Raw genomic sequence first — 26,379 nt, 5'->3', positions numbered from 1 at the left:
ACCCTGAAAACATATGCGCAATTAGGAGAGCGAAATGAATCAGGACGAGGATATCAAATCGAGGATCGAGCGCCTGCGGGGCTATTGGCATCCCTTCCATCAGGGCCTGCTTGAACTGTCGCCCGACTATCTGGATGCCTATCTCGCATTTCAGCATGCCCCCTTCGTGTCGGCGAATCTCGAGGCCAAGGTCTGCGAGTTCATCTATATCGCGGTCGATGGAGCGGTCAGCCATCTCTATGCCTCCGGCGCCGCTCGTCATATCGAGATGGCGCTGGCCAAGGGCGCATCCAAGGCAGAAGTGCTTGAAGTCATTCAATTGACCACATTGTCGGCTCATATGACGCTTGAGGCCGGCATGCCGGCCCTGCTCGCCGGGATGGGAGAGGCGGGGCTGGACGCGACGGTGAGCCTCAATTCCGAGCAGCAGGCACGCAAGGATAGCTTTGTGGAATTGGCCGGCTATTGGCCGGAAGGCGGCGACGCCATGTTCGTTTATGCGCCCCATTTCGTGGATGCATATCTGCGTTATGCAGAAATACCCTATCGGGATGGCCCGCTGCCCCCCAAGGTCAAGGAATTCGTGCGCATCGCTGTCTGCGCTACTCCGGCCGGGCCGCAGCCAGAAAGCGTGCGACGCCATATCGGCCTTGCCTTGAGACATGGGGCGACGCCGGCTGAGATCGCAGATGTGCTGCAATTGAGCAGCGCCATCGCCATTCACACCTGCACCACCACGGTGCCGCCGCTGATGACCGCCGTCTCCTCAAAATAGCCTTGGATCTTTACAAAAAACGCAAAGATGTTTGCCGCCGATTGCGCGTTGAGCCGGGTCGCCCGCTGTCTTTAGTGTCAAAGCAGAATGTCCCAGGGCGTTCCAACAAGGAGGAGTTCATGTCCATTCGTTTCTCAGCCGCGCTTGCAACGCTTGGCGTTCTGCTGGCAGCGCCGGCCTTCGCGCAGGATGCGCAAAATTACCCGGATCGCCCGGTTACCATTATCGTGCCCTATAATCCCGGCGGGTCCACCGATGCGGGCGCGCGCCTGATCGGCCAGTCGCTGAGCGAACAACTGGGCCAGCCCTTCGTGGTGGAAAACAAGCCGGGCGCATCGGGCGTTATCGGCACAGAATTTGTCGCCAAATCGGCCCCCGATGGACAGACCGTGCTTGTCCATACATCCGCCATCGGCATCCACGCGGCCTTCAACGCCAATCTGCCCTACGATACCACGGGCGATCTGCGCGCCGTTTCGATCATCGCCGGCGGCCCGTTCGTTCTCGTCGCCAATCCTTCCCTGCCGGTAGATACGGTCGAGGAACTGGTTGAATATGCCAAGGCCAATCCCGGGCAGCTGAATTTCGGCTCAGCCGGTCTTGGCGGGTCGGGTCACCTCATCGGCGAACGCTTCAAGGCCTCGACCGGCATCGAGATGGTGCACATTCCCTATGCCGGCGGCGGGCCGTCGCAGGTGGGTCTGATGGCCAATGAGGTGCAGATCGTATTCGATACCCTCACCTCGATCCCCCTGATCAAGGAGGGCAAGCTCAAGGCCCTGGCGGTGACCTCCGATGAGCGTTGGCCGGATCTGCCGGACGTGCCCACCATTGCCGAAGCCGGTTACCCCGATGCGGCAGTAATGATCTGGATCGGCGCCTTCGTGCCGGCCGCGACACCCGATGCCATCGTGGACAAGCTCAGCGCCGCCATCGCCACTGCCGACGCAGATGCCACGATCGCGGAGCGCCTGTTCGGCGTGGGTATGAACCCGGTCGGCAATACGCCGGCGGAAGCTGATGCCACTCTCGATGCCGACATCGAGACCTGGAAAGCCCTGGCCGCAACCGGCCTGGTGATCAACTAGTCTCCCTCTCCTCCCTCCGGCGGGGGGCGGTTCGCCGCCCCCTGTCGCCCAAGGTGGAAATCATGCCCCAGAAATTGCGAATAGTTGTCAGTGCGGTTCCGACTGGACTGTGGTCCTTGCTTGCCGAAAGGCTTGAGGAGGCCGGAGCCGAGGTGGTGACTGTGCCATCCGGCACGGCTGTCCTCGATCTGCCGGACAATTGGATCCCCGATGGGCTCGTCACCACGCCAGCCTTGCACCAAGCGGTGCGCTTCGACCAGATCGATCTCGATCGCTGGGATGAAGCCGCCGATATTGAGCTCAATGGCCGTTTTCGCATCGGCCAGGCCGTCGCACGACTTATGCTGGCCGGCAATGGTGGCTCCATCGTCAATCTGGTGCATGCTGATGGCCTGCCGGGTGCGGTTGAGACCGGGAGTGCCGCAACTTTGAGCTACGCCACGGCTGGATTGTCGCGCGGCATCGCTCTCGATCTCAAGGACAGGGTGCGCTCCAATATCATCGCCCTAAATCCGGAGCCTGCGGCTTTGGCTGCAATGGCCGAACTGGTCCTGTTTCTATGCGGTCCCGAGGGGCGTGCCATCTCCGGTCAGCTCGCCGCCATCACGCCCGACCGATTGCAGCTTTTCGCCCAGTCGAGGCCGTTGCGCGTGGCCCATAGCGATACCGGCTGGGACGAAGCCTCGCTCTCCCGGCAGGCCTCTCGCTGGGCGCCCTTTCTACCCCGCCTGGATATGGAGAGCGCCCAATGACGGCACCGGCTTCGACATTGGAAGGAAAAGTCGCCATCGTGACCGGAGGCGGAGGCGGGATCGGTCGTGCTGTCTGCCAGCACATGGCCAGGCTCGGCGCCCGCATCGTTGTCAATGATCTCGGCGTGTCGGTGGCCGGAGACGCCGGTTCGGTCAAGGCCGCCGATGTCGTGGTCGAGGCGATCCGCGCCGAAGGTGGCGAGGCGGTCGCCAATATGCTGAGCGTCACCGAGCGCGCCTCCGGCCAGGCCATGGTCGAGCAGGCCATGGACACGTACGGCAGGCTCGACATCGTCATCAACAATGCCGGCATTATCCGCATGGGCGCTTTTGGCGACATGACCGAAAGCGATTGGCGCGGCGTTCTCGAGACCAATCTTCATGGCGCCGTCTATCTCAGCCATGCCGCCGCCCGGCTTTTCGTGCGGCAAAGGAGCGGCGCCTTCGTCCATATGTCATCGGCCGGAGGTCTGGTTGGCAGCACCAGACAGACCAATTACGCCGCAGCCAAGCTGGGCATAGTGGGGCTGTCGCAGACGCTTGCCCGCGATCTGGGGTCGCTGGGCATCCGCTCGAATTGCATCGTGCCCTCAAGCACCAGCCGCATGACCGAATTGACCGACAATGCGCGCAGGCATCTGCTGACGCCCGAAGCGCAGGAAAACCTGCGCCGCGCCCGCCTGGCCTCGGTGCCCGAGCATATGGCTCCGGTCGTCGCCTTTCTCGGCAGCAACGCTTCCGTAGCGCTTAACGGCCAGATCATCGGCGCGCGCGGCAGTGAGCTCTACCTTTACGGCCATCCCTCGCCCCAGCGCGATATTTCCAGCAGCAAACCGTGGTCGGCGCCTTGGTTCGAGGAGCATCTCATTGCCGCCTGGACGCCGTTCCTGACACCGCTTGAAGTCATCACAGACGTGTTTCGCTGGGCGCCCATTTCCGGCCCGGCGTCCCCCGATCCCTGAGAAAAAAGAGAGGCAGCAAATGGCCATTGGACAATTCGTCACCGATCTCGACAAAGGCGATGTGCTCGGACCGGTCGAATATACGCTCAGCGCCTTCGTCATCCGCGAATATTCCCATATCGTGGAAATGCATCATGAATGCTTCCAGGGCGCCGATGGCCTGATCATGCCGCCAACCCTGATCCATCTCGACAAGCTGCGGCTCTACAATGCCGCCTGTCCTGCCGGCACGGGGCCGACCGCGCGCATCCATTACGAATATGACGCCGAAGTCTTCGCGCCCGCCCGGGTCGGTGACAAGCTCAGCGTTGTCGGCCGTATCCTGGACCGGTTCCTCAAGAAGGGCCGCGAATACGTTTTGCTGGAAATGGAACTGACCAATGTCGAAACCGGCCAATTGCTGGTGCGCTACCGCGATCAGGTGATCCTCGCCTATTCCCAGAAAACCGAAGCCGCCTAAGGAGTTTTCGCCATGACCCTTTCTCTTGAAGCCGGCACCGAATTCCGCACCCGCGCGCGCGCCATGACCCGCGAACGCATGCGCTGGTATGTCGATGGTCAGCCCACGATCGGGGCCGATGACGGTCGGGTCCATACCCAGCCGCCCACCATTCATGACGATGACGAATATGCCCGCAAGCAGGGACTGCCCGGCATCATCGCCGATGGCATGATCTCCACCAACTGGATCCAGGGCTTGCTGGTCGATGTGTTCGGGCCGCAATTTGCCTGCCGCAGCCGGCTATCGACCAAATATATCGCGCCGATCTACGAGAACATGCAGGTCATAGCCTGCGCCCGCGTCAACACTGTCATCGTCAATGCCGAGGGCAAGGCGGAGCACACGCTTGATGTCTGGTGCGAGGATGACAAGGGCAAGAAGCTGACCGTCGGCACCGCCTGGGTGCGGGGCGCCTAAGGCGGACGCAGGGGGAGATCTGGTCGGTATGTCGGGCTCGGCCATGAGCGAAAGGCGGCTCGGGCTGGTCGGCGCGATCATGGTCGCGCTGGGCCCGCTTTCGGTCGCCATCTACACGCCGGCCTTGCCGACTATCGTTGGCGGGTTCAGAACGAGCGAAGCCGCCGGCAATCTTACGATCTCTGTTTTCTATATCGGGCTGGCACTGGGGCAATTGCTTTGTGGCCTGCTCTCGGACGGCCTGGGACGGCGCAATGTGGCGCTCGGCTTTTTTTCCCTCTATCTGGTCGCGGCCATCGCCTGCCTCGTTGCGCCCACTATTGAAACCCTGATCGTGGCGCGCGCCTTTCAAGGTGTCGGCGCTTCAGCGGGGCTGGTAATTTCGCGCGCTTTGGTGCGCGATCTGTTCACCGGCCAGGCCTCCTCGCGCATTCTCAACATGATGGCGATCATCATCGCTGCCGGACCCGCCATTGCCCCTGCCATCGGCAGCCTGATGCTCGCCTTTGGAGATTATCACTGGATTTTTGTCGCCATGGTCGTCCATGGCATGGTGGCGCTGCTGCTGGCGGGGATATTCATCGTTGAAACCGTTCCGGTCGATCTTGCACGTTTGAGGCCGCTCGGCATGCTCCGTTCCATGGGGATGCTGCTGACCAGTCGCGCCTTTCTCCTGCCCGCCCTCTGCACGGCGGGATGCGCGGGGGCCATTTATGGGCAGGCCAGCATCCTGCCTTTCCTGCTGATTTCCCGCGTCGGCATTTCGCCCCAGGAATTCGGTCTTGGGATGTTCCTGCAATCGGGCGTCTATATGCTGGCTTCGCTGTGGACGCGGTTCCTGCTGCGCCGCTTCGCGGCGGCGCAACTGGTACCCTGGGGCGCCGGCATCGCTTTGATCGGCGCCTTGGCGCTGATGGTCGGAACGATGGCTATGGAGCCCACATTCTGGAGCGTCATGCTGCCGGTCGCGCTATATGCATTCGGCTATGCCCATGCCGCGCCCGCAGTGATGACGGCGGCATTTTCGACTCACAAGGAACGCGCAGGCGCCGCCTCCGCCCTGCATGGCTTCATGCAGATCGCCACCGGCTTCATCATTGGATTGCTGGCAACGCTCTTTGTCGAGCCCGCCCACGCCATGGGCTTGCTGGTTGGATCCAGCATCATTTTCGGCGCCCTTACGGGGCTGGCCTGGCATCATCTCGACCGAGATTCAAGCGCATGAGGTCTCTGTCTCGTGGCAATGTGCGGCGAGACAGAGGAGATGCTTATTGCGCCTCGCGCAGGCCGGCCAGCAGCCCAGCCACATCGCCCCGGCGGAAACCCCAGCCCACGTTTTTTTCGGCCAGATTCACCAGCGCCTCGACCCGCTCCTGCGGCATGCGAGCGGCCTGGAACAGTGGGCCACCCTTGGACTTGGCATAGCCATAGCCATTGGTCAGCATCACATCGATATCCCGGGGCGAACGCGCAATGCCCTCGGAGACGATCAACGCCGCTTCGTTGATGATCGCGCCCATGATGGCATCGGCGATGGTCTGGCCGTCCGGCGCTGTCCGGCCGTTGAGCTCGGCATTGGCTTCGACCAATTGGTTGACCTGAGGCGACGGAATCGGCTTGCCGTCTTCGTCGTAGTCGTACCAGCCGGCATTGGTCTTTCGCCCCAGCCGCCCCAATTCGCATACGGCATCGGGAAGCGTCACATAGCGTTCGCGCGGATCGCGACCGAACGCCTTGCTCTGGCGCAGGCGCCAGGCGATGTCGAGGCCGGAAATATCGGAGACGGCGAAAAGCCCCATGGCAAAACCGAGCTTGGTGGCGGCTGCGTCGATGGTCTGGGGCAGGGCGCCATCATCGAGCGCATATTCGCACTGGGCGCGATAGCGGGCATAGATGCGATTGCCGATAAAGCCCTCGCAAGGTCTGGCCAGGACCGGCAGCTTGCCAATTTTCTTCGCCAACGCAAAGGCGCTGGCAACAATTTCCGGCGCGGTTGTCGCGCATTGCACGATCTCGAGCAGCTTCATTCGCGGCACCGGCGCGAAGAAATGCAGGCCGACAAACCGGTCTGATCGGCCGCTGGCGGCGGCCAATGTCTCGATGTCGAGATAGGATGTATTGGTGGCGATAATGGTTTGTTCCGGCAGCAACGCGCCAAGCCGGGATATGACCTCGGTCTTGACTGCCAGATCTTCGAACACGGCTTCGATGACGAAGTCGGTTCCCGCAAGGTGCTCGAAGGCCGTATTCGTCTCAAGTGCAGACAAGCGGGAGGCGGCATCCGCGCCTCGTAGCTTTCCGAGCCTTTCCAGATCGCCCAGAGTCTTGCTGATCGCGTCGCGTGCGCGCGCCAGCACGTTTTCATTGCTGTCGATCAATACGACCGGCAGACCTGCCGCGAGCAGGACCGCGGCAATGCCGGCGCCCATGGTTCCGGCGCCGACCACGCCGGCGCGGTGAATTGGCAGGAGCGGCGCGGCTTCCAGGGGCTTTGCCGCGGCGCGTTCGGCAAAGAAGTTATATCGCAGCGCGCTGGCTTCCTCGCCGGTGCGCAACCGCTGAAATGCGGCGCGCTCGATGTGCAACGCCTCCGCCACCGGGGTGGTTTCGATGAGGCGGACGGCAGCGACTGCCTCGATCACGCATTCGCGCCCGCGACCTCGCCTCAGCGCGGCATCGGCGGCAGCGTCGATGCTTTCGCGGCTGGCCGGAGGCGGAGTCAATTGGCTGGCGAGGCGCTTGCCTTTGCCCGCCAGGAAGGCCATCGCATCGCCGATGAGGTCATTGCCGGCCAAGGCATCGATCATCCCCAGCGCTAGCGCCTCGGGAGCGGCCACCCGCCTGGCGGAGGTGATAAGTTCGATCCCCGTCGGCAGGCCGACGAGACGCGGCAGGCGCTGCGTACCGCCCGCTCCGGGGATCATGCCGAGACCGACCTCGGGCAGGCCGAGCATGGCGTCGGGCACGGCGATGCGCCAGTCGCAGGCCAGCGCCAATTCATAGCCTCCGCCCAGTGCGGAGCCGTGAATAGCAGCGATGACGGGCAAGGCGCACGATTCGATGGCTGCGAGGATTTCAGGCAGTTCCGGCGGTGGCAGGGTCTTGCCGAACTCCTTGATGTCCGATCCGGCAATGAAGGACTTGCCCGCGCCCACGATGACGATCCCGGACAGCGTGTTGTCCACGCTCACCTGCCCGATCGCCGCCAACAGACCCTGGCGCACGGCGACGGAACTGGCATTGACCGGCGGGTTGTCGATGAATATCAAAGCGATGCCGCCCCGCCGGTCCACACGGACAGCGGTGCTTGTCGGCAAGGCCTCGTCGGAATAACGGATTTCTGTCACGCTCGTTCTCGCAGCAAGGGCCAGGATATGCCAAAGCTGTAGCCTGTTTACCGCGGCGTGATCTTTTCAAAATTCGCAAAGATCGTTTGTGACATTTTGCAGTTTTTCTAAGGTCATTCAACTGCACGATAGGCAGAACGGCCCAAGCCGAATTCATGTCCATGCTGGTCATGGACCCACAGGGAGGCGAAGTTGAGCGCTGCTGTTTTATTGCCCTGGCCCGAGCGGATCGGCGGCCTGGTCATTCTGGTTCTTGGTCTGGCCATCGCAGCCCAGTCGTTCAGCTATCCGCTGGGTACGCTCAACAATATGGGACCGGGCTTCTTCCCCATGGTTGCCGGGTTTGCCATGGCCTTTCTCGGTGGCCTGATTTTCTGGAAAGTTCCAGACGGCGGCCTGCCGGTCGAAGGCGGAAAACTCAGCCTGCGCCCGGCCCTTTTCGTCTTCGCCGGGCTTTTGGCCTGGGCTCTGCTCCTGCGTCCGGCTGGACTGATCATCGCCACGATCGTCATGGCGCTGCTCTCGGCCTTTGCCTATCCCAAGCCAAATGCGAGGCGCATCGCCCTTACCATCGTGCTGCTGCCGGCGCTGGGTTGGCTATTGTTCATCTATGGCCTGGGCATGCCCATGCGCGCTTTCCCTTGGTAGGCGAAAGGAACGAATATGGATTATCTTTCCGCCATCCAGATGGGCTTCGCGACGGCCTTGGAGTGGAACAACCTGCTGTTCTGCCTCGTGGGCGTGGCGCTCGGCACCGTGGTCGGGCTCCTGCCGGGCATCGGAGCGCTCTCTACCATTTCCATGCTGCTGCCGCTCACCTTCTACATGGAGCCGACCACGGCCATCATCATGCTGGCGGGCGTTTTCTATGGGGCGCAATATGGTGGCTCGATCGCCTCTATCCTGCTTAATATCCCGGGCACCGCGACCAATGCCATCACCTGCCTCGATGGCTATCCGCTGGCCAAGCAGGGCCGGGCCGGAGTGGCTCTGGCCATCACCACCCTCTCGTCCTTTGTCGGCGGTTCCTTCGCCATTCTGGTGCTGATGTTGCTGGGCCCCGTGCTGGCCGATGTGGCACTGGCCTTCGGGGCCCCCGAATACACTGCCATTATGATTTTCGGCCTCATCGCGGCCTCGACGCTGTCGGGGGGCTCGATGCTTAAGGGCCTCGCCATGGTCGTGGTCGGGGTGGCGCTGGGCACGGTGGGTATGGACATGAATACCGGCGTACAGCGCTTTCAGTTCGGCATGTCCGAATTGTCGGACGGGCTGAGCATCGTGGCTCTGGCCATGGGCCTGTTCGGCGTTGCCGAAATTCTCGTCAATCTCATGCGCAGCGACGGCAGTCCGTTCAAGGTGCATGACGTGACGCTGCGCTCGCTTATCCCCACGCGCCAGGACATCAAGGAAAGCACCATGCCCACAGTGCGCGGTACTCTGCTTGGTACTGTGCTGGGCGTCCTACCCGGCACTGGCGCCACCATCGCCTCCTTCATGGCCTACGCCACCGAGAAACGCGTTTCCCGGACACCCGCCATCTTCGGCAAGGGCGCCATGGCGGGTATCGCCGCGCCGGAAGCATCCAATAATGCTGCAGTGCAATCCGCGTTCATTCCCACCCTGAGTCTCGGCATTCCAGGCGACGCGGTGATGGCAGTGATGCTGGGGGCGCTGATGATCCACGGCATTGCGCCCGGACCGGGTCTCGTCAATCAGCATCCCGAATTGTTCTGGGGCCTGATCGCCAGCTTCTGGATCGGCAATGTCATTCTGTTGGTACTGAACCTGCCTTTTATCGGCCTTTTCGTGCGCATCCTCAAAATTCCCTATGATGCGCTCTATGTGGCCATGCTCTTCTTCATCTGCGTTGGCGTGTTCTCGATCCGCAACAACGTGTTCGACATTTTCGTCGTCATCGGCTTCGGAATTGTTGGGGTATTCATGATCCTGGGCCGCTATCCGGCCGCACCCTTGCTGCTCGGCTTCATTCTTGGCCCCATGATCGAAGAATATATGCGCCGGGCGCTGCTGCTGTCGCGCGGCTCGTTCGAGATCTTCGTTTCAACGCCGGTTTCTGCGACCTTCATCGTCTTGAGCCTCGTGACGCTGGTCGCGACCGCGGGCCTGCCGCTGCTGCGACGATCCATCCGCAAGGCAGCGAGCGACGTTACCGTCGACAACCAAGGGTAGGCATCAAAGTGCCTTTTCGAAGAGGTAAAGGCCATTGTCGGAGCGGTGGCGCCTGAGGGCGCCCCGATACCAGAGATGATTGGCGAGGCTGAGCGTCATAGCCGGAATGAGCTCGGCAAAACGCCGCATCGCCCTTTCGGAAAACACCAGCGGCGCCATTTCTACGCAGGTCATGGCACCGGACATTGCTTTTCCCAATTTGGCGAGGCGATCCTCATGTTGCCCGCGCAGCGACCGCGCATGGGCCGCGAGACCGGAGAACGGCAGGCCATGGCCGGGCAGTACCAGCATCTGTTCGGGAAGCGAGGCGAGCCGGTCGAGGAAGGCAAAATAATCGGCGAGCGGATCGGCCTCTGGTGCGCCGGGCCAGACGGCAATATGGGCGCCGGAACCGGCGAGGACTTGATCGCCCGAAAAGAACAGGCTCTCGTCTTCCGCCATCAGGCACACCGCCGCCGCAGAATGACCGCCCCCAAGCAGGACGCGCCACCTCCGCCCGGCCAGAGACAGGCATTCGTCGTCTTCCAGCGCGAGAACGTCCGCCGGAAAGGGTGCGAGCATGGAATAATCGATCGGCACGCTCGCGCCGGCGTCCTCATCATCCATGCCGAGCGCCAGGAGAAAATCCCGCAATCGCGATCTGTTTTCGTCCGGCGTGACTATGCTCGCCGCCAGCGCGTCTGCATGTTCGCGCGCGCTCATGAGGAGCTTTGCCCCGAACTGCCGCTGCAGATGGCGCACCTGCCCGGCATGGTCGCGATGCATGTGCGTGACGACAATAGCCTCAACCCCACCAAGCGCTCCGCTTTCTTCGGCACGACGCCAGATATGTTTGGTTTCGGTGCCGCACATACCGGTATCGACGACGATTTGCCTGCCCTTCGGCCCCACGATCCAGGCATTGACGGAGGCAAAGCGGCGCATAGGCGAAACGAGGCGGCGCAGTTCGGGCGTCACCGATAAAAGAGGGGAAAGCGACAATGGGGAGTGCCTTGTTTGATCCGCACGAGATTTAGCCTCTAGCGCGCGTCGAACAATGCCAAACCTCTGCGCAGCACCTTTGCAGGGTTCCGCCTACCCGAAATCTGTTTCTTTCACCAATTGGCGCAGAAAATCGGCCACTGCATGCACGCGCGGCGCGCGTTCGGTCGCCGGCGCGAGATTGAGCCAGTAATGGCGGCGCAATGCGACCTCGCCGGCAAGGACCGGCGCGAGGCCGTCTATCTGCCGCGCCAGATAGTGAGGCAGGACGCAGATGCCAGCGCCCGCCCGAGTCGCCTCCGCTTGGGCTTGCAGGCTTGAGCATTGCACCTGTGCCCGCAGACCTGGCAGCACTTCATCGAGATAGTCCAGTTCGCGCGAGAACAGCAGGTCTTCGATATAGCCGACCAGCCGGTGCGGTCGTAAGTCGTCGCGCCGCGTCGGCGCGCCGTAATGTTCCAGATAGGCCGGGCTGGCATAAAGGCCGAGCCCGTATTCGGCCAGCTGCTCCGAGGAAAACCGTGCGCCCGAGGCGGTGAGGGTGACCAGCAGATCGCCGTCGCGATGGGAGGGCGATTGGGTCTGCTGTATGGGGGCAAGTTGCACGACCAGTCTTGGATGGGAGGCGGTGAAGCGGGGCAGGTGGCGGGCGAGAAAGAAATTGCCGAACCCATCGGTGGTGGTCAGCCGCACCACGCCTCCCATGGTCGTGCCCGGCTGGCTCGATCCGGCGCCTGACCGCAGTGCCAGGGTCTCCATCTGTTCGGCATGCGCGAGCAAATCCTCGCCCGCTGGCGTGAGGCCATAACCGGCCAGGCTGCGCCGGAACAGCGTCTGGCCTAGGGCGTTTTCAAGCGCGGTGATGCGCCGGCCCACTGTGGTGTGGTCGGCGCCCAATATCCGGGAAGCGCCGCTCAAAGTGCCGGTGCGCGCCACTTCGAGGAAAAACCGCAGATCGTTCCAGTCAAAGGCCGCCATGACTTCCTCGTGCATTTTTGCCCGATATATGTGCAGGATTTGCTGTTTGCGCGAGCATTTTCGCACATTAGGCTCGCAATCCAGAGGTGCAAGTGATGAGCGATCTGGAATTCGACTTTATTGTATGCGGCGGCGGGTCTGCGGGTTGCGTATTGGCCAACCGCCTGTCCGAGAACGGCAAATACAGCGTGGCGCTGCTTGAGGCCGGGGGGAAGGACAATTGGATCTGGTTCCACATTCCGGTCGGCTATCTGTTCGCCATCGGCAATCCCCGATCCGATTGGTTGTTCCGCACCGAGCCTACGCCGGGTCTCAATGGCCGTGATCTGGCCTATCCGCGTGGCAAGGTGCTGGGCGGCTCCTCCGCCATCAACGCCATGATCTATATGCGTGGCCAAGCGGCTGACTATAACCGCTGGCGCGATATGGGCCTTGAGGGTTGGGGCTGGGACGACGTGCTCCCTCTGTTCAAGCGCCACGAGGACAATTGGCGCGGCGCTGAGGCCATGCATGGGACAGGGGGCGAATGGCGCGTCGAGCAGCCACGTCTGCGCTGGCAGGTGCTCGATTCCTTCATCGAGGCCGCCGAAAGCGCTGGCATCCCCGCCAGTTCCGATTTCAATACCGGCAGCAATGAAGGTTGCGGCTATTTCGACGTCAACCAGAAGCTGGGACGGCGCTGGAGCGCGGCGCGGGGTTTTCTCCGGCCGGCATTGAAACGTGCAAACCTGCAAATCCTCACCAATGCGCTGGTCGAGCGCGTCATTGTCGAATACGGCAAGGCCAGGGGCGTCAGTCTGATGCGCCAGGGAACAAGGCAGGTCATACGCGCTCGCCGCGAGGTGATCCTGTCGGCGGGTGCGGTGGCAAGCCCGGCCATTCTCGAACGCTCCGGCATCGGTGATGCCAACTATCTGCGCGGTCTGGGCATCGAGGTCACTGCCAACCTTCCCGGCGTCGGCGCCAACCTGCAGGACCATCTGCAATTGCGGCCCATCTACAAGGTTTCCGGCGTGCCCACCATGAACATGCTCTACCGCTCGCTGGTGCGGCGCGGCATGATGGGGCTGGAATATCTGTTCATGCGACGTGGCGCGCTGACCATGGCGCCCTCGCAACTGGGCGCGTTCACCCGCTCTTCGGATCGCCACGACACACCCAATATCCAGTTCCATATTCAGCCGCTCTCGCTGGATAAATTTGGCGATGCCATGCACGATTTTCCCGCCATCACGGTGAGCGTTTGCAACCTGCGGCCTGAAAGCCGGGGCAGCGTGCATATCCGGTCCGCCGCCTTCGATCAGGCGCCGATCATAGCGCCGAACTATCTGTCGGCAGAAGCGGACCGGCTGGTGGCCGCCCAGTCCATTCGCTGCGCCCGCAAGGTCATGAGCCAGCCCGCCATGGCTCGATACCGGCCCGAGGAGTTCCGGCCCGGTGCGCATCTTGAAAGCGATGACGATCTCGCCAAAGTGGCAGGGGATATCGGTACCACTATTTTCCACCCCGTCGGCACGGCGCGCATGGGCGTGAAAAGCGATCCGATGGCGGTCGTCGACAAGGATCTTCGGGTCTTCGGCGTGGCTGGCTTGCGGGTTGTCGATGCCTCGGCCATGCCCTTCATCACCTCTGGCAACACCAATTCTCCCACCATCATGATCGCGGAGAAGGCGTCGGCCGCCATTCTTCAAGAGGCAGGACTGCACTGACATGACCGAAGCGTTTATCTGCGCCTATAGGCGCACCCCGATCGGCCGTTTCGGCGGCTCGCTGTCCGCCGCGCGTCCCGACGATCTCGGCGCCGTTCCAATCAAGGCCCTCATCGACGAACAGGCCGGTGTGGATTGGGAGGCGGTGGACGATGTGATCTTCGGCAATGCCAATGGGGCTGGCGAAGACAATCGCAATGTCGCCCGCATGAGCGCCCTGCTCGCCGGCCTGCCTGTCGGCGTCTCCGGCACGACCATCAACCGTCTCTGCGGTTCGGGCATGGACGCGGTGATCATGGCCGCCCGGGCCATCCGCTCCGGCGAGGCCGAATTGATCATTGCCGGTGGCACCGAATCCATGTCGCGGGCGCCCTTCGTTCTGCCCAAGGCGGAAACCGCATTCTCGCGCCAGGCGGAAATCTACGACACCACGATCGGTTGGCGCTTCATCAATCCGGCCATGAAGGCGCAATATGGCGTCGAATCCATGCCCGAGACCGGCGAGAATGTCGCGCAGCAATTCAATGTCTCGCGCGAGGCCCAGGACGCCTTTGCGGCCCGCAGCCAGGACAAGGCCATAGCCGCGCAGCAAAATGGCCGGCTGGGCCGGGAAATCGCCCCGGTTGCCATCCAGCAGAAAAAGGGCGATCCGCTCCTCGTCAGCAGCGATGAGCATCCACGGCCCGGCACCAGCATGGAAACGCTGGCGCGGCTGCGACCGCTCTTTGCTGATGGCACGGTGACTGCCGGCAATGCCTCGGGAGTCAATGACGGCGCTGCGGCGCTGATCATCGCCTCAGAAGAGGCCGCGAAGCGGCATGGCCTCACACCCATTGTTCGTATTCTCGGTGGCGCGACGGCCGGGGTGCCGCCACGGATCATGGGCATGGGACCGGCCCCCGCCAGTAGCAAGCTTTTTGCGCGCCTCGGGCTTGGCGCCGCCGACTTCGACGTCATCGAACTCAACGAAGCTTTCGCCAGCCAGGGCATCGCGGTGCTGCGCGATCTCGGTATTGCCGAGGACGATGCGCGGGTGAACCCCAATGGCGGCGCCATTGCCCTCGGTCATCCGCTCGGCATGAGCGGCGCCCGCATTGCCGGTACGGCGGCGCTTGAATTGAGCCTCACCGGCAAGCGCCGGGCGCTCGCCACCATGTGCATCGGCGTGGGCCAGGGCATCGCCATCGCGCTTGAACTTGTCTAGGCCTTGGCGGCGGCTCAGTGAGCTGCCGCCTCGCCTTTGGGAGCCTGGTGCTCCCTGTCATCAGGCGCCTTGGGCATGAAGCGGCGGACAAAGGCACTGAAGCTGTCGATATAGGTCAGCAGCACCGGAACGACGAGCAAGGTGAGCGCCGTCGAGCTGATCAGCCCACCGATCACTGCATGAGCCATGGGCGCATTCTGTCCGCTGCCCTCGTGCAGGCTCAGCGCCAGCGGCAGCATGCCGAAGATCATCGCCAGCGTCGTCATGATGATCGGCCGGAACCGGGTGACCCCGGCTTCGACCAGCGCGTCGTAAAGGTTCCAGCCTTCCCTGACATGCTGGTTGGCATTGTCGACCAATAGGATGGCGTTCTTGACCACGAGACCCATCAGCATGATGAAGCCGATGGCCGAGAACATGTTGAGCGTCGATCCCCCAATCAACAGGCCCACCATCACGCCGATGATCGCCAAGGGAAGCGAGCCCATGATCGCCAGCGGCTGCAGGAAGCTGCCGAACTGGCTGGCCAGCACCAGATAGATGAAGATCACTGCCAACAGCAGCGCCGATCCCACCGAGCCGAACGTGTCGGCGATCTGCTCGACCTCTCCGCCGAAGGAGCTGCGATAGCCCGTTGGGAAGTCCAGCCGATCTATGGCGGCCTGCAATTGCGGCAAGATCGTTCCCAATTCGACGCCTTCGGTCGAGGCGGTGACGGTGACCCCGCGCTGCAGATCCTGCCGGTTGATCGTAGCCGGGCCGGTGCTTTCGATGATGTCGGCGACCTGGTTCAGGGTGATCATGGATGAGGAACCGGTCGCGCCCGATTGTGCGATGGGCAGATTGCCGATGGCCTCGACGTCATTGCGGAGATCTTCTGGCAGCCGAACCACCACGGAATAGACCTGGCCGTTCGGCGCAGTCCAATCGGCTACCTCCTCGCCGCTGATCAGCGGCCCCAGCGTGGCGGCGATCTGGCCGAGCGAGATGCCCAGGCTGTCTGCCAGTTCCCGATTGATCTGGATGCCGATGACCGGCTGAGCCTCGTCCAAGCTGGAGGCGATGTCGATTAGGCCGCCTATCCGGCCCATGTCGGCCATCAGTTCGTCAGCCAGACGCTCCAGCACCTCGAAACTGTCGCCGTATAGCGTCACCGACACCGGAGCGGTTCCTGCGCCCAGCATGGATGCCACCGCCACCTGGAATGTGGCCCCCGGCACGGCTTCCAGCGCCCGACGAATTTCCGGCATGACCTGGTCCGGCGAGCGGTCGCGCAGTTCCTTGTCCACCAGCGTCACGGTCAGCGTGCCGCTATTGGAGCCCGATGCGGCCATGCTGCCAGCAATGGTCGAATAGGTATTTTTTACTTCCGGCACGGCGCGAATGATGGTCTCGGCCTGCCGTAGCTTGCTGGCGGTGTAATCCTTGGATGACCCGGCCGGGGTCTCAACCGACACGGTAAAAATGCCGGTATCCGTCGCGGGAACGAATTCGACGCCGACGCGAGGAAACAGCATGACCGAGCCCACCAGCGACAACAGGGCGATGAGCAGCACCGATTTGCGGTATTTGAGGCCCCAGCGGATGAGATGGCGATAGCCCTCGGTCACCCATTCGAAAAACCGGTCGAACTGCTGCACCGCCCGCCCTACAGGTCCGCGTTTGGCATCGGGATTGGCTGCCGGATCATACCAGACGCTCGACATCATCGGATCGAGCGTGAACGCAACGAATAGCGAAATCAGCACCGCGACGGAAACGGTCACGCCGAATTGCAGGAAGAACCGGCCCATGATCCCGTCCATGAAGGCGACGGGCAGGAACACCGCTACGATGGACAACGTGGTGGCCATGACGGCGAGGCCGATCTCGTTGGTGCCGTCGAGCGCGGCCCGCAAATGGGTTTTGCCCATATGGAGGTGCCGGGTTATGTTCTCGCGTACCACGATGGCGTCGTCGATCAGAATGCCGACCGCCAAAGACAGAGCCAGAAGCGTCATCGTGTTCAGCGAGAAGCCGAGGAAATTCAGCGCCACCATGGTGCCGATGATCGAGATCGGGAGGGTGAGGCCGGTAATGATGGTCGAGCGCCAGGAATTAAGAAACAGGAACACGATGACGACGGCGAGGATAGCGCCTTCGATCAGCATGTTCTGCACCGCATGGAATGAATCCTCCACCGGCTTGGCATTATCCACCACGACCTGAATATGGACCTGGTCCTTGGGCAATTCTCTGGCCAACAGCCGATCGATGGTCTTGCGGATCTCCTGGGCGACCCCCACCGTATTGGCGCCCTGCATCTTGAGGATATCGATGGCCAGCGCGCGTTCGCCATTGAGGATAGCCAGGCTGGAGGCTTCTCCTGTGCCCTGCTCGATTGTGGCGACATCGCGCAAATGCACTGGCTGCCCGCCCTGATTGCCCACGGTGATGTCGTAGAAATCCTGTTCGTCCTTGAGACGCCCAAGCACCTGAATGGATCGCAAGATGCTGTCCTGGGTGATCGCGCCCGCGGCCAGATCCTTGTTGGCGGCCTGCAAGGCGCTGGTCACGGCGCCTGGGCTGATATTGAAGGCGGATAAACGGTCGGGATCGATCTGGATATTGAGCTGGCGGGGCACGCCGCCGATCACGGTGGCGCTGCCGACGCCATTGATATTGGAAATGCGCTTGACGATGATGTCTTCGGTCAGCGCTGTCAGGTCGCGGTCCGACAGCGTGTCGGAACTGACGGCCAGCGACAATAGCGGCAGATCGCCGGGATCAAAGCGCAGTACCTGCGGTTCGTTCGCACCGGCTGGAAGCCGGGCCTTGACCGGGTCGATCTTGTCGCGAACGTCCTGCGCCTTCTGCTGGGAATTGGCTTCCAGATCGAAGATGATGATGATCATCGCCTGGCCGGCCTGGGCGACGGACTGGATATTGTCCAGTCCGGCGATCGTGTTCACCGCTTCTTCGATCGGCTTGACGATATCGGCTTCCACGGCCTCCGGCGAGGCGCCCGGATAGCTCACCACCACGGCGACCACCGGCAGGTCGATGTCGGGGAGTTGCTCGACCGGAAGGCGCTGGTAGGAATAGATGCCGAAGACCATGATTGCCACCATGATCATGGTGGCAAAGACCGGATGGCTGACGCTTATGCGCGTGAGAAACATGAATCAGCTCCCCACGACTTGATAAGCGTCCCCTGCCGACAGCTCGGGGAGCGGTGCGATGATCACCCGGTCGCCGGGGCTCAGCCCTTCGATCTCTACGGTGCGGCCGCGATCCCATTGCTCGCCCGGCGTCACCGCTTTGCGAACGAGATTGTCCCGGTCCAAGACCAGCACGAAATCGCCTTCTGCATCTTCGCGCAGCGCGCTTGCCGGTACGGCGATGGCGTCGTGCTTTTCCGCCACCACGATGAAGCCGGTGGCAAACATGCCGCCGCGCAGCAGGCGCTGCCTGTTGTCGATGGAGATATAGATCGGAACCGCGCGCGTACCGGCAATGGCCACCGGATTGACCCGGGTGACGTCGCCGTCAAACGTGGTTCCGTCAATGCCGGTCACCGATATCGTGGCCTTCTGTCCGCTGGAGACGAGGGCGCTTGAATTGACTGAAGCCGAGGCCTCAAATTCCATCTCTTCGAGATTGACGATGGTGAAAAGTGGTGTGCCGGCATTGATGGTTTGGCCCGGCTCCACCGAGCGTGCCGAAACCACGCCGTCGAGGGGCGAGCGCACGGTGGCGTTGTCCAGGGCAATTTTCGCCGATTCCACGCCGCTGTCGAGCGCCGCCAAATTGGATTCGAGGGCGGCGGCCGAAGCGCGGGCCTGGTCGAGCGCGGAGGGTGTGGCCAGTCCCTGGCGCGCCAGTTCCTCGGTCCGCTCCAATTGCTGGCGTGTGGACAGGAGCTGAATACGGGTCGCTTCCGCCGTGGCGCGCTGCTGATTTAGTTGCAGGGTCAGCGTCGCCCGGTCGATTTCGGCCAGAACATCGCCCGCCGACACGCTGTCGCCGGGCCGAACCGTCACTTCGAGGACACGGCCGGAGGCCATGGAAGCGACGCTGGATTGCCGGCCCGGCACCAAAGTTCCGGTGACCTTGACGGAATGAGCCAGGGTCGTGGGCCGGATTTCGGCGATCTCGGTGGGGAGCAATTGCCTGGCGACCGGCGAGAGGTTCGATATGTCCTCGGCCGGCTCGGGGGCTGGGGGCTGAAGCAGGAAATAGGCAAGCGCGCCGACAATGATCACCCCGAGCACGATCCAGCGCCAGATCTTGCGCCTGGGCTTCTTGCCTTCGGCAATCCGCCTGGCATTTTCCTTCTCGAGCCGGCTCTGCGCCCATTCCGGCTTGGCATGTGCTTCAGTCATTTTTGCCCCTGTTCGGCCCCTCGACGCGAAACGTCTCGGCCCAATTGTCCAGAATGTCCGCAGATTGGTTATAAAAGCTTGTAAGATGATCTATCCGCGACGCGGCCTCTTCATCTTCGGCACGCACTTCCTGGGCGCAGGGCTCTAAAATTTTCCCATAGCGTCGGAACCGGGCGGAAAGATCGCCAACAATATCGGTATAGGCGAACTTGGCCATCTGGTAGTAATCTTGCCGGTCGCCCGCCCGCGTCGTTAGCTTCAGCACGCCGCTTTTGGTCAGCATCCGGGCATTGGTGCTGACGCTCGCCCGGCTGACGCCCAGCCGTTCGCTGATCTGCAGCAGGCTCAGTTCCTTCCCCTCGGCGAGCAGCAGCCCGAAGATGCGCCCGGCAATCCTCGATCCTCCGCTCTCCTGCAGGATGATGCCCATTTCTTCGATGAATCGATCAATTGCGCTCATGGGCCGGATCACAGTTCAGATCATTCAGAACATACTGAACGAAAAGCGTGCTGTAAACGTGTCGCTATTGGCGGCGTGGGCAGAGCGCTACTTGTCCTGTTCGTCGCTCCAGCCCTTGGCCCACATCAGGCCCAGAATGGCGCCTTTCGAAGAGGGTAGAATGGCCAGCGTCAGCACCAGGGTTAGCGGCACCAGCACATAGAGGTAGAAGAGCGGACTGCCTGCATTCTGGACCTCCATGCGGAGCATCACCACGGCGACGACGTGAATAACCAGCGTGATCACGACGAAAGGCAGGAACAGCCCGGCCTTGTAATAGGCGAGGGGCTCACCGCAATGGGCGCAGTTTTCGACTTGCTCGATATAGTGGTGGAACAGCCAGCCCTGGCCGCAATTGGGGCATTTGCACCGAATGCCGCGTCCGATGGCGGACCAGGCGGGCCTCTGGCGTAGATCGACTTCCTTGGGCATTTTGCACGATCCTTTGTCGCAAAGGTTGCCGGCTTTCAGTCAAGTCTGTAACGCCCACCATATCAAGCCCGCCCGTCGCGTCGCCGCGTCAGATCGACGCCGCGCGCAGCGCAACTTATGCGACGGTCATTCGCCATTTTTTGTTCCGAACTCTGTTCCTTATTGCGCATCGCAATCGATGGTGAGGGTGGCGCCGTCATCGATAGATGCGCCATTTTCGTCCACCAACACCAGATCGGCCACGGATAATTGCCTTCCGGAAGTCATGATGGTGAACTCCCGTGAATAGACGCGCCCGGCCTGAATCCGGCGCTCGGCGCTAGAGAAGGGGCCATCGACGCCAAGATCGATGGTGATTACATTTGCGGTAGATGACAATTCGAAGAAGAATTTTTCGCCATCCGGCGTCGTCCCCGGTCCCTGGATTTCAATATCCTCAGCTCCACCCTGGCCGTGGATGGCGCATGTGGTCGGCGCAAATTCGTAACGACCCGCGGCTGTCTCCAAAACACTGGTAACGGGGGCGGCGGAGCGCTCCGTTGTCGGCGCCTCCGCGCTGCACCCTGTCAGCATCAAGCTGCTGAACAAGCCGATCATGACAGCGGATATGCTTCTGCGTTCGCCCATTCCCAAGCGTTTTGCGATCACTTCTTTCTCCATTGCTTAGGGATAGGACCAGCCGTCGTGTTCAACGCGAAAAATGCGTAGCGGCGCGCCGGGTTTGGTTGTGTCGGCGCGCAGCAAAAACACTGCGCGCTGCTGCCTGCCGAAATTGGTGAAATCGACATTGATGGTGATCATGCCGCGCAGCATCGGCTGGTAGGGGTCGGGCATGGGGTCTTCGATGGCGCCGTCGAAGTCCTGCGCCCCATAAAGCGGATGCGCGCCGATATTGCCGGAGCCAAGCCAGGCGACGATGTCGTCGGTGAAGTAGTTCTTGGATATCGCCGGATCGAATGCGCTCGGCAAATTGCTGTTTTCTGACTGGAACTGGCGTTCGTAAACCTCGCGCACCAGATCCTGTGCCTGAGCGATCGGATCGATGTCCGGATCGGGTGCGTATGGCTGAGGCGGGTGCTCGCCGGACTGGTCCGCCACAGAGACAAAGAGCGGCTCGTTATCGGGCGTGATATAGCGTTGCGAGACCCAGCCGGCCTTCCGCATATCCGCATCGCGCATCAGGCACCAGCGTGGTGGCAATGCCTGGATTTGCGCCTGGGTCATCATCGAATAGTGCGCGGCAGTGTAGAATGGCACGCAGGTGATCTGCTGCAGTCCGCGCTCATCATCGCTGAATGTCTCGATCACCGGATAATTGGTGCCCGGTCCCATCCGTGCATTGAGCACGTCCCCGACCGTCACATTGGTGACACGCCAGGCATCGGGCCCGTGTCCGTCGATTTCGGCATGAGCCGCCGGCACCGCTATGCAGAAGGCCATGGCAACCAATGCTGCCTTGAAAATGTGTGTCATGCCCATCCTGCCTCCACATGCCGATGAAACGTGCCCGGACGAGCCGCCCGGTTCGATCAATGTCTCGATGTCGCGGCAGTCGCCGTCCGGGCGCTGTCCATATGCGACCAGCGCCGACTTCAGAGCTTTCAGCATGGTCTTTCGTTCTTTGGATTGTTTCATGCGGTCCGCGCGTCGCCATCGCCGTGCATGCCGGACGCAGGCGAGTTCCCCATGGCGCGCGCCTTCAGCTTGCGGAATTTGCCGGACATCTGCTCCAGCCTCGCATCCCATTCGGGATCAGGTCGCTGATTTTCGATGGTTTTGAAGAATACCTGCATCAGGCAGGCGATGGCGAATGGCTCCAGCAAAGCCACCTTGACGCTCCAGGCAAACAGCAGCGCGAACACGAAGCCACCGGCCGCCCAAGCGCCCGGCATCGCGTAGACGACGAGCGCAGCCGGCGCGAGCATGACCAGAAACACCAGAAAGCTCATGAAATAGATAAGGATCGCCAGCCAGGCCGCATTCTTGAGCATGATCTTGTAATTCTGCCCGTAGAGCACCAGCGCTTCCCTGGCCGAACCCCAGGCATTGGTCGAGCCCGTGCGAATTGCATAGGCGAGGATGACTTCGTCGATGAAGCCGACGGCAACCTGCAGGAAGGCGTTCAATATGCCCGAAATCTGCCTGGCGCCCGGTATCGGCAGAATGGTCAGGATGCCGCGCACCAGCCCGGTGATCGCGTCGATCACGCCTTTTACCAATTGGTCGATGGCAAACAGGACGCTGGCCTCGGCAAAGCGCTGCTTGACCACTCTGGTCGCATGGCTGACCTGTGATCTGCCCTCGGGGATCGGCTCGCCGTCGATCAGCCCGACCAGCACGGCGATATGCCCTGCCTTAACGATGTAGAGGATATATTCGCGCGCCCAATACATGGCGATACCGAACACGCCGAAGCCCGTCGCGCCGCCCCACAGCGTCGCGCTTGCCTGAAAGCCGTCGTCACCGAAGCCGCCGATGCCATAGCCGACGCCCGCGCCGATCCCTGTCACCAGCACATAGCCAACCGCGATGCCGAAATAGATCGCCATCCGCAGCACAAGGAACGGCATGGTCCGCACCATCATCGCCAGTGCATTGCCGATGCTAAAATCCCACATGTTTCACCCCGCCTCCCGGACCTGACCGGCAGACCTAGCAGGACTAAAGCAGGTATGCCCCGTTCATTTGGATAGGGACATGCCGGAAAGCCTGCGTATAATTGGCAAGCAGGCGTCGAAGGCGGGGGAACGGATAAAATAAGCCTGCAGAAAAAAGGCATCTAAAATCCTGGAGGCGGCGCGTCAATTTGCACAGAATTTTCCTATCTGTTCTGACAATGGCATTGTTTCATTTTCCTTCTGGCGGCCATGCCCGTGACATGGCTGAAATATTGCCTCCCCAATTCCCACCCATACTTGAGGTTCGCGGGGCTGTTTCAAAGGCAAATGCGCCAGGGGTGGCGCAATTCGACATGGAGATGCTGCGGGCGCTGCCTGCCGTCAGGTTGGACACGACCACAGCGGTCACCGACGGCGTGCGCCGCTTCGACGGTTTTCTGATGCGAGATCTTCTGGCCCATGTCGGCGCCCAGGGCACCGCCGTGACAGCGAGAGCCCTCAATGACTACGCAATTGACATCGCCATCGAGGAATTCGACCGGTTCGATGTTCTCGTCGCCTATGAAATGGATGGCGAGCCGCTATTGCCGAGCGACAAGGGGCCGCTATGGATAGTCTATCCACGTGACCAGCATGCGGAATTACAGGATATCCGCTTCGACTATCGCTGGGTCTGGCAATTGCGGTGGCTCGAAATCCGATGAGCAGGCGGGCGCGTTCATTGCTGGGCGTCGCGCTGCCCGTTTCTGCCATCGTCCTCTTCGTCGTGCTTTTGGCATTCTCGCTGATGCGCCTTTCCGACCTTGAGCGGGACATGCGCATCGAGGTCACCCAGAACATGCTTTGGGTGATCTCGCGGGCACATATTTCAAGCCTTCAACTGGGTGAGGCCGTCGCTGGCAGCGTTGCCGGGGAAGTTGATGCTGGCCAAATGGAGCTGCGCTACAATGTATTTCTGAGCCGGATTGCCTTGCTCGATGATGGTCCGCAACGTCGGCGGATGGACGCTCTGGGCGCGGCGGCCCCGCTTGACGCCCTGCATGGAAGCCTGCCTGAGCTTGGCACGCTGGTGATGAGCGCTAGACCGGAAACCATGCCGCGCATCAGGGCCCTGCTTGCCCCCTACAATGCCGCACTCACGGAAGCGGCAAACAAGGCGATGGTCGCGGAATGGGACGATCTGGGCGCTACGCTTGACGCAACGCGCGAGCAATTGTGGCAGATCATCTTGTTGATGATAGGGATATCGCTGGCAGGCACCGTGCTTTGTTTCCATTTTCTGCTGGCGATCCGCGACGCAAGGCAGCGAACACGCCTGCTTAACAAGGAAAAAGCGTTCTCCGAACTTCTGATCGACTCCAGTGGTGAAGCCATCATCGCCCTCGATATGGATCGGCGCTGCACGGTCTGGAATGATGGCGCCGAACGGCTGTTTGGCCACGGCGCGCACAGTGCAACAGGGTCTTTGCTGCATGAACTCTCGGGTTTCTTCGAAGTGGACAGGGTTGACCAGGCAGTGGGCGATGCTCTTCACGGCCGGGCGGCGGCATTGTTGGATCAACCGTTTTTTCCACCCCACCAATGCGAACCGCTTTATGTTGATCTGCGCTGCTTCTCGCTGCGGGACACTGGCCGCATCATTGGTGCCATCCTGTTGATCTCCGATGTCACCGAACGCAGGGCGGCGCAGCGCGAGATTGCCGATCATCGCGACCATCTGGAACATTTGGTGCAGGCGCGCACCCAGGAGCTTGATGCAGCCCTGACCAGGGAGCGGGCCACTGCCGATCTTTACCGAAACTTCGGCACCATGGTCTCGCACCAGTTCCGCACTCCGCTCGCCCTTGTCGATTCCGCGCTGCAGCGCCTGATCCGGCGGCGTGATCAACTTGACCCGGCAGAGATATTGGAGCGGGGTGAGCAAGCCCGCAACGCCATCGCGCGTCTGGTCAGGCTGGTGGAAAGCACCCTCGACGCCGCGCGCCTCGATGCCGGCCAGATCGAAGTCCGAAGCCAGGCTTGCGATCTCGGCCACCTCGTTGCGGACATCTGTACCCGGCAAGCAGAGGATGCGGGAGGACGAGGGATCACCGTCACGCTTGCCGACGATACTTCTCCCGTTGCCTATTGCGACCCCGTGCATGCCGAGCACATTCTCACCAATCTTCTGTCCAATGCCGTGAAATACTCACCGAAGGCGACACCGATAGACGTCACCGTTGAAGAGGTCGGCGCGCAGATCGAATGCGTCGTGACCAATGCGGCAACACAGGAGGTTCTGTTCGAAAGCGAGGCGCTGTTTGACCGCTATTATCGCGGCAGCAATACTGAAGGCCGGCCCGGTATCGGTGTCGGCCTTTATATGGCCAGAATGCTTGCTCGCCTGCAGGGCGGCGACGTGCAATTGCGTGAATCGGCGCCAGGCATGGTTCGACTGGCGATGCTGTTACCCAAAAGCGCCTCGGGCTCCGATCCTGTTGCAGCCATGGCCCTGGAGCAGGAGCCGGCATGACATTCGCGCCGTCTTCGGTCCGGCAGCGCTTTGTCATCCTGTGTATCGAGGATGAAGCGCAATTGCGGCGTGACATCAGGGATGAACTTGTCGAGGCAGGCTATGCGGTGATTGAAGCCGGCAATGGCAGGGACGCCCTCGACGTGCTGGCGCAAGTCACCCCCGATCTGGTTCTTTGCGATATCTCCATGCCAGACCTGAACGGTTACGGTGTCCTTGAATCCTTGCAGGAACGGGGGCCGGACTATGCCGAAATTCCCTTCGTGTTCCTCTCCGCCCTTGCCGATCCTCGGCACATCGTTGATGGCAAGCGGCTTGGCGCCGATGATTATCTCGTCAAGCCCATAGATTACGATCTCTTGCTCGTGACAATCGAAGCGCGCTTGCGCCAGATCGATCGAATCCGCTCAGCGCGCACCATGGAGCCGACGGCTTCCGATTTTTCAACGCTGACGCTGTCATATGGCTTCACGCCCGCAGAATTGCGGATAGTCCAAGCGCTTACCCAAGGCGCGAAAATGACGCAGATCGCGGCTGACCTGGGTATATCCCGGTCCACCGTTGCCTTTCATATGCGCAACATATTCCAGAAGACCGACACCGGCAGGCAGGCGGAACTGGTTGCCCTCCTGCTCAAGCGATGACAGCCGCCGCAAGGCTCTCGAATGAAGAAATCGTCATGCAATTACCGAGCAGGTGTTTTGTCGGCGGTTTCGTTTCCTGGTGCTGTTCTCCGGCAAAGTCAGAAGTGCTGAGACACGAGTATGACCATTTCCGATAGGAGGTCTCGATTTCGTCAATGATGGATGGGAAACCACGAGGCCAACCATCATGCCGGCCTACGAGCAGAGGGTCGCAAAGCTGGAAGGACGAAAGATTTTTCTTCTCTAATGATGATAAGAAATAAAACGCCAGCCTCACTGGATTTGAAGAAAATCTTAGAACTGCTCTGAATTCTCTAGAAAATTCTGGGATTAATTAAAACAGAAGGCTTTAACGAGCCCAGATAATACTGGGGATGCCCTTTGTAGGGCTGTTCATATTGA

The 26,379-nt window shown here is 61.4% G+C and carries 24 protein-coding genes; 14 read left to right on the top strand and 10 right to left on the bottom strand.

Annotated elements, in window-relative coordinates; translation table 11 throughout:
• Positions 1-34 precede the first annotated feature (34 nt).
• The 7 genes from H0482_RS13590 (at position 35) to H0482_RS13560 (ending at position 5,721) form a co-directional block, all read left to right on the top strand.
• Positions 35-775, top strand: a complete 741-nt coding sequence (locus H0482_RS13590) for a carboxymuconolactone decarboxylase family protein (RefSeq protein ID WP_193730613.1) — start codon at positions 35-37, stop codon at positions 773-775.
• A gap of 119 nt (positions 776-894) precedes the next feature.
• Entirely contained in the window at positions 895-1,863 is a 969-nt protein-coding gene (locus H0482_RS13585; protein ID WP_193730612.1) for a Bug family tripartite tricarboxylate transporter substrate binding protein, read from the top strand.
• A gap of 155 nt (positions 1,864-2,018) precedes the next feature.
• Positions 2,019-2,615 carry an SDR family oxidoreductase gene (locus H0482_RS13580; protein WP_193730611.1) on the top strand — a complete coding sequence of 199 codons (597 nt, stop codon included), beginning with the start codon at positions 2,019-2,021 and terminating at the stop codon, positions 2,613-2,615.
• A complete protein-coding gene (locus H0482_RS13575) occupies positions 2,612-3,577 on the top strand; it encodes an SDR family NAD(P)-dependent oxidoreductase (RefSeq protein WP_193730610.1) in 966 nt (321 codons plus the stop codon). The genes H0482_RS13580 and H0482_RS13575 overlap by 4 nt, the downstream gene beginning before the upstream one ends.
• A 19-nt stretch (positions 3,578-3,596) precedes the next feature.
• Positions 3,597-4,037: a hypothetical protein gene (locus H0482_RS13570; protein WP_193730609.1), complete on the top strand. Its 441-nt coding sequence runs from the start codon at positions 3,597-3,599 to the stop codon at positions 4,035-4,037.
• Positions 4,038-4,049: 12 nt separating this feature from the next.
• Complete coding sequence (locus tag H0482_RS13565; RefSeq protein WP_193730608.1) at positions 4,050-4,496, top strand: MaoC family dehydratase; 447 nt, start codon at positions 4,050-4,052, stop codon at positions 4,494-4,496.
• A gap of 28 nt (positions 4,497-4,524) precedes the next feature.
• Complete coding sequence (locus H0482_RS13560; RefSeq protein WP_193730607.1) at positions 4,525-5,721, top strand: Bcr/CflA family efflux MFS transporter; 1,197 nt, start codon at positions 4,525-4,527, stop codon at positions 5,719-5,721.
• A 43-nt stretch (positions 5,722-5,764) separates the two neighbouring features.
• On the opposite strand, the gene H0482_RS13555 is transcribed toward H0482_RS13560, so the two are convergent.
• Positions 5,765-7,843 carry a 3-hydroxyacyl-CoA dehydrogenase NAD-binding domain-containing protein gene (locus tag H0482_RS13555; protein WP_193730606.1) on the bottom strand — a complete coding sequence of 693 codons (2,079 nt, stop codon included), beginning with the start codon at positions 7,841-7,843 and terminating at the stop codon, positions 5,765-5,767.
• Positions 7,844-8,035: 192 nt separating this feature from the next.
• On the opposite strand from H0482_RS13555, the gene H0482_RS13550 reads away from it, so the two are divergent.
• Together H0482_RS13550 and H0482_RS13545 are read left to right on the top strand one after the other, a co-directional pair.
• Entirely contained in the window at positions 8,036-8,491 is a 456-nt protein-coding gene (locus H0482_RS13550; RefSeq protein ID WP_193730605.1) for a tripartite tricarboxylate transporter TctB family protein, read from the top strand.
• Positions 8,492-8,506: 15 nt separating this feature from the next.
• Positions 8,507-10,036: a tripartite tricarboxylate transporter permease gene (locus H0482_RS13545; RefSeq protein ID WP_193730604.1), complete on the top strand. Its 1,530-nt coding sequence runs from the start codon at positions 8,507-8,509 to the stop codon at positions 10,034-10,036.
• Between the two features lie 3 nt (positions 10,037-10,039).
• Here the strand turns inward: H0482_RS13545 and H0482_RS13540 are convergent, their stop codons facing one another.
• Together H0482_RS13540 and H0482_RS13535 are read right to left on the bottom strand one after the other, a co-directional pair.
• On the bottom strand, positions 10,040-11,017 hold the full coding sequence (locus H0482_RS13540; RefSeq protein WP_193730603.1) for an MBL fold metallo-hydrolase: 978 nt from the start codon (positions 11,015-11,017) through the stop codon (positions 10,040-10,042).
• A 93-nt stretch (positions 11,018-11,110) separates the two neighbouring features.
• Positions 11,111-11,995, bottom strand: coding sequence for a LysR family transcriptional regulator (locus H0482_RS13535; RefSeq protein WP_193730602.1), 885 nt, complete (start codon positions 11,993-11,995; stop codon positions 11,111-11,113).
• Between the two features lie 95 nt (positions 11,996-12,090).
• Here H0482_RS13535 and H0482_RS13530 point away from each other — a divergent pair, with 95 nt between their 5' ends.
• Both H0482_RS13530 and pcaF read left to right on the top strand, forming a co-directional pair.
• Positions 12,091-13,704, top strand: coding sequence for a GMC family oxidoreductase (locus tag H0482_RS13530; protein ID WP_193730601.1), 1,614 nt, complete (start codon positions 12,091-12,093; stop codon positions 13,702-13,704).
• 1 nt (position 13,705) lies between these two features.
• A complete protein-coding gene (pcaF, locus tag H0482_RS13525; RefSeq protein WP_193730600.1) occupies positions 13,706-14,908 on the top strand; it encodes a 3-oxoadipyl-CoA thiolase in 1,203 nt (400 codons plus the stop codon).
• Positions 14,909-14,922: 14 nt separating this feature from the next.
• On the opposite strand, the gene H0482_RS13520 is transcribed toward pcaF, so the two are convergent.
• The 7 genes from H0482_RS13520 to H0482_RS13490 form a co-directional block, all read right to left on the bottom strand.
• A complete protein-coding gene (locus H0482_RS13520) occupies positions 14,923-18,069 on the bottom strand; it encodes an efflux RND transporter permease subunit (RefSeq protein ID WP_193730599.1) in 3,147 nt (1,048 codons plus the stop codon).
• A gap of 3 nt (positions 18,070-18,072) precedes the next feature.
• Positions 18,073-19,272, bottom strand: coding sequence for an efflux RND transporter periplasmic adaptor subunit (locus H0482_RS13515; protein WP_193730598.1), 1,200 nt, complete (start codon positions 19,270-19,272; stop codon positions 18,073-18,075).
• Entirely contained in the window at positions 19,265-19,744 is a 480-nt protein-coding gene (locus H0482_RS13510) for a GbsR/MarR family transcriptional regulator (RefSeq protein ID WP_193730597.1), read from the bottom strand. The genes H0482_RS13515 and H0482_RS13510 overlap by 8 nt, the downstream gene beginning before the upstream one ends.
• Positions 19,745-19,819: 75 nt before the next feature.
• Positions 19,820-20,203 (bottom strand): DUF983 domain-containing protein, encoded by a 384-nt coding sequence (locus tag H0482_RS13505; protein ID WP_193730596.1) that lies wholly within the window; start codon positions 20,201-20,203, stop codon positions 19,820-19,822.
• A gap of 159 nt (positions 20,204-20,362) precedes the next feature.
• Positions 20,363-20,851 (bottom strand): hypothetical protein, encoded by a 489-nt coding sequence (locus tag H0482_RS13500; protein ID WP_193730595.1) that lies wholly within the window; start codon positions 20,849-20,851, stop codon positions 20,363-20,365.
• Between the two features lie 15 nt (positions 20,852-20,866).
• Positions 20,867-21,949, bottom strand: coding sequence for an SH3 domain-containing protein (locus tag H0482_RS13495; RefSeq protein ID WP_193730594.1), 1,083 nt, complete (start codon positions 21,947-21,949; stop codon positions 20,867-20,869).
• Positions 21,835-22,821, bottom strand: coding sequence for a hypothetical protein (locus tag H0482_RS13490; RefSeq protein WP_193730593.1), 987 nt, complete (start codon positions 22,819-22,821; stop codon positions 21,835-21,837). The genes H0482_RS13495 and H0482_RS13490 overlap by 115 nt, the downstream gene beginning before the upstream one ends.
• A 338-nt stretch (positions 22,822-23,159) precedes the next feature.
• On the opposite strand from H0482_RS13490, the gene H0482_RS13485 reads away from it, so the two are divergent.
• The 3 genes from H0482_RS13485 to H0482_RS13475 all read left to right on the top strand — a co-directional run bounded on the left by H0482_RS13485 (position 23,160) and on the right by H0482_RS13475 (position 25,977).
• Complete coding sequence (locus H0482_RS13485) at positions 23,160-23,525, top strand: molybdopterin-dependent oxidoreductase (protein WP_210319176.1); 366 nt, start codon at positions 23,160-23,162, stop codon at positions 23,523-23,525.
• Positions 23,526-23,635: 110 nt separating this feature from the next.
• Positions 23,636-25,333 carry a sensor histidine kinase gene (locus tag H0482_RS13480; RefSeq protein WP_193730591.1) on the top strand — a complete coding sequence of 566 codons (1,698 nt, stop codon included), beginning with the start codon at positions 23,636-23,638 and terminating at the stop codon, positions 25,331-25,333.
• A complete protein-coding gene (locus tag H0482_RS13475) occupies positions 25,330-25,977 on the top strand; it encodes a response regulator transcription factor (protein ID WP_193730590.1) in 648 nt (215 codons plus the stop codon). The genes H0482_RS13480 and H0482_RS13475 overlap by 4 nt, the downstream gene beginning before the upstream one ends.
• Positions 25,978-26,379: the final 402 nt, after the last annotated feature.

Source organism: Devosia faecipullorum, from assembly GCF_015158295.1.
GTDB lineage: Bacteria > Pseudomonadota > Alphaproteobacteria > Rhizobiales > Devosiaceae > Devosia > Devosia faecipullorum.
The sequence above is the reverse complement of the archived record's forward strand: the minus strand, read 5'-3'. Positions and strand labels throughout refer to the sequence as shown.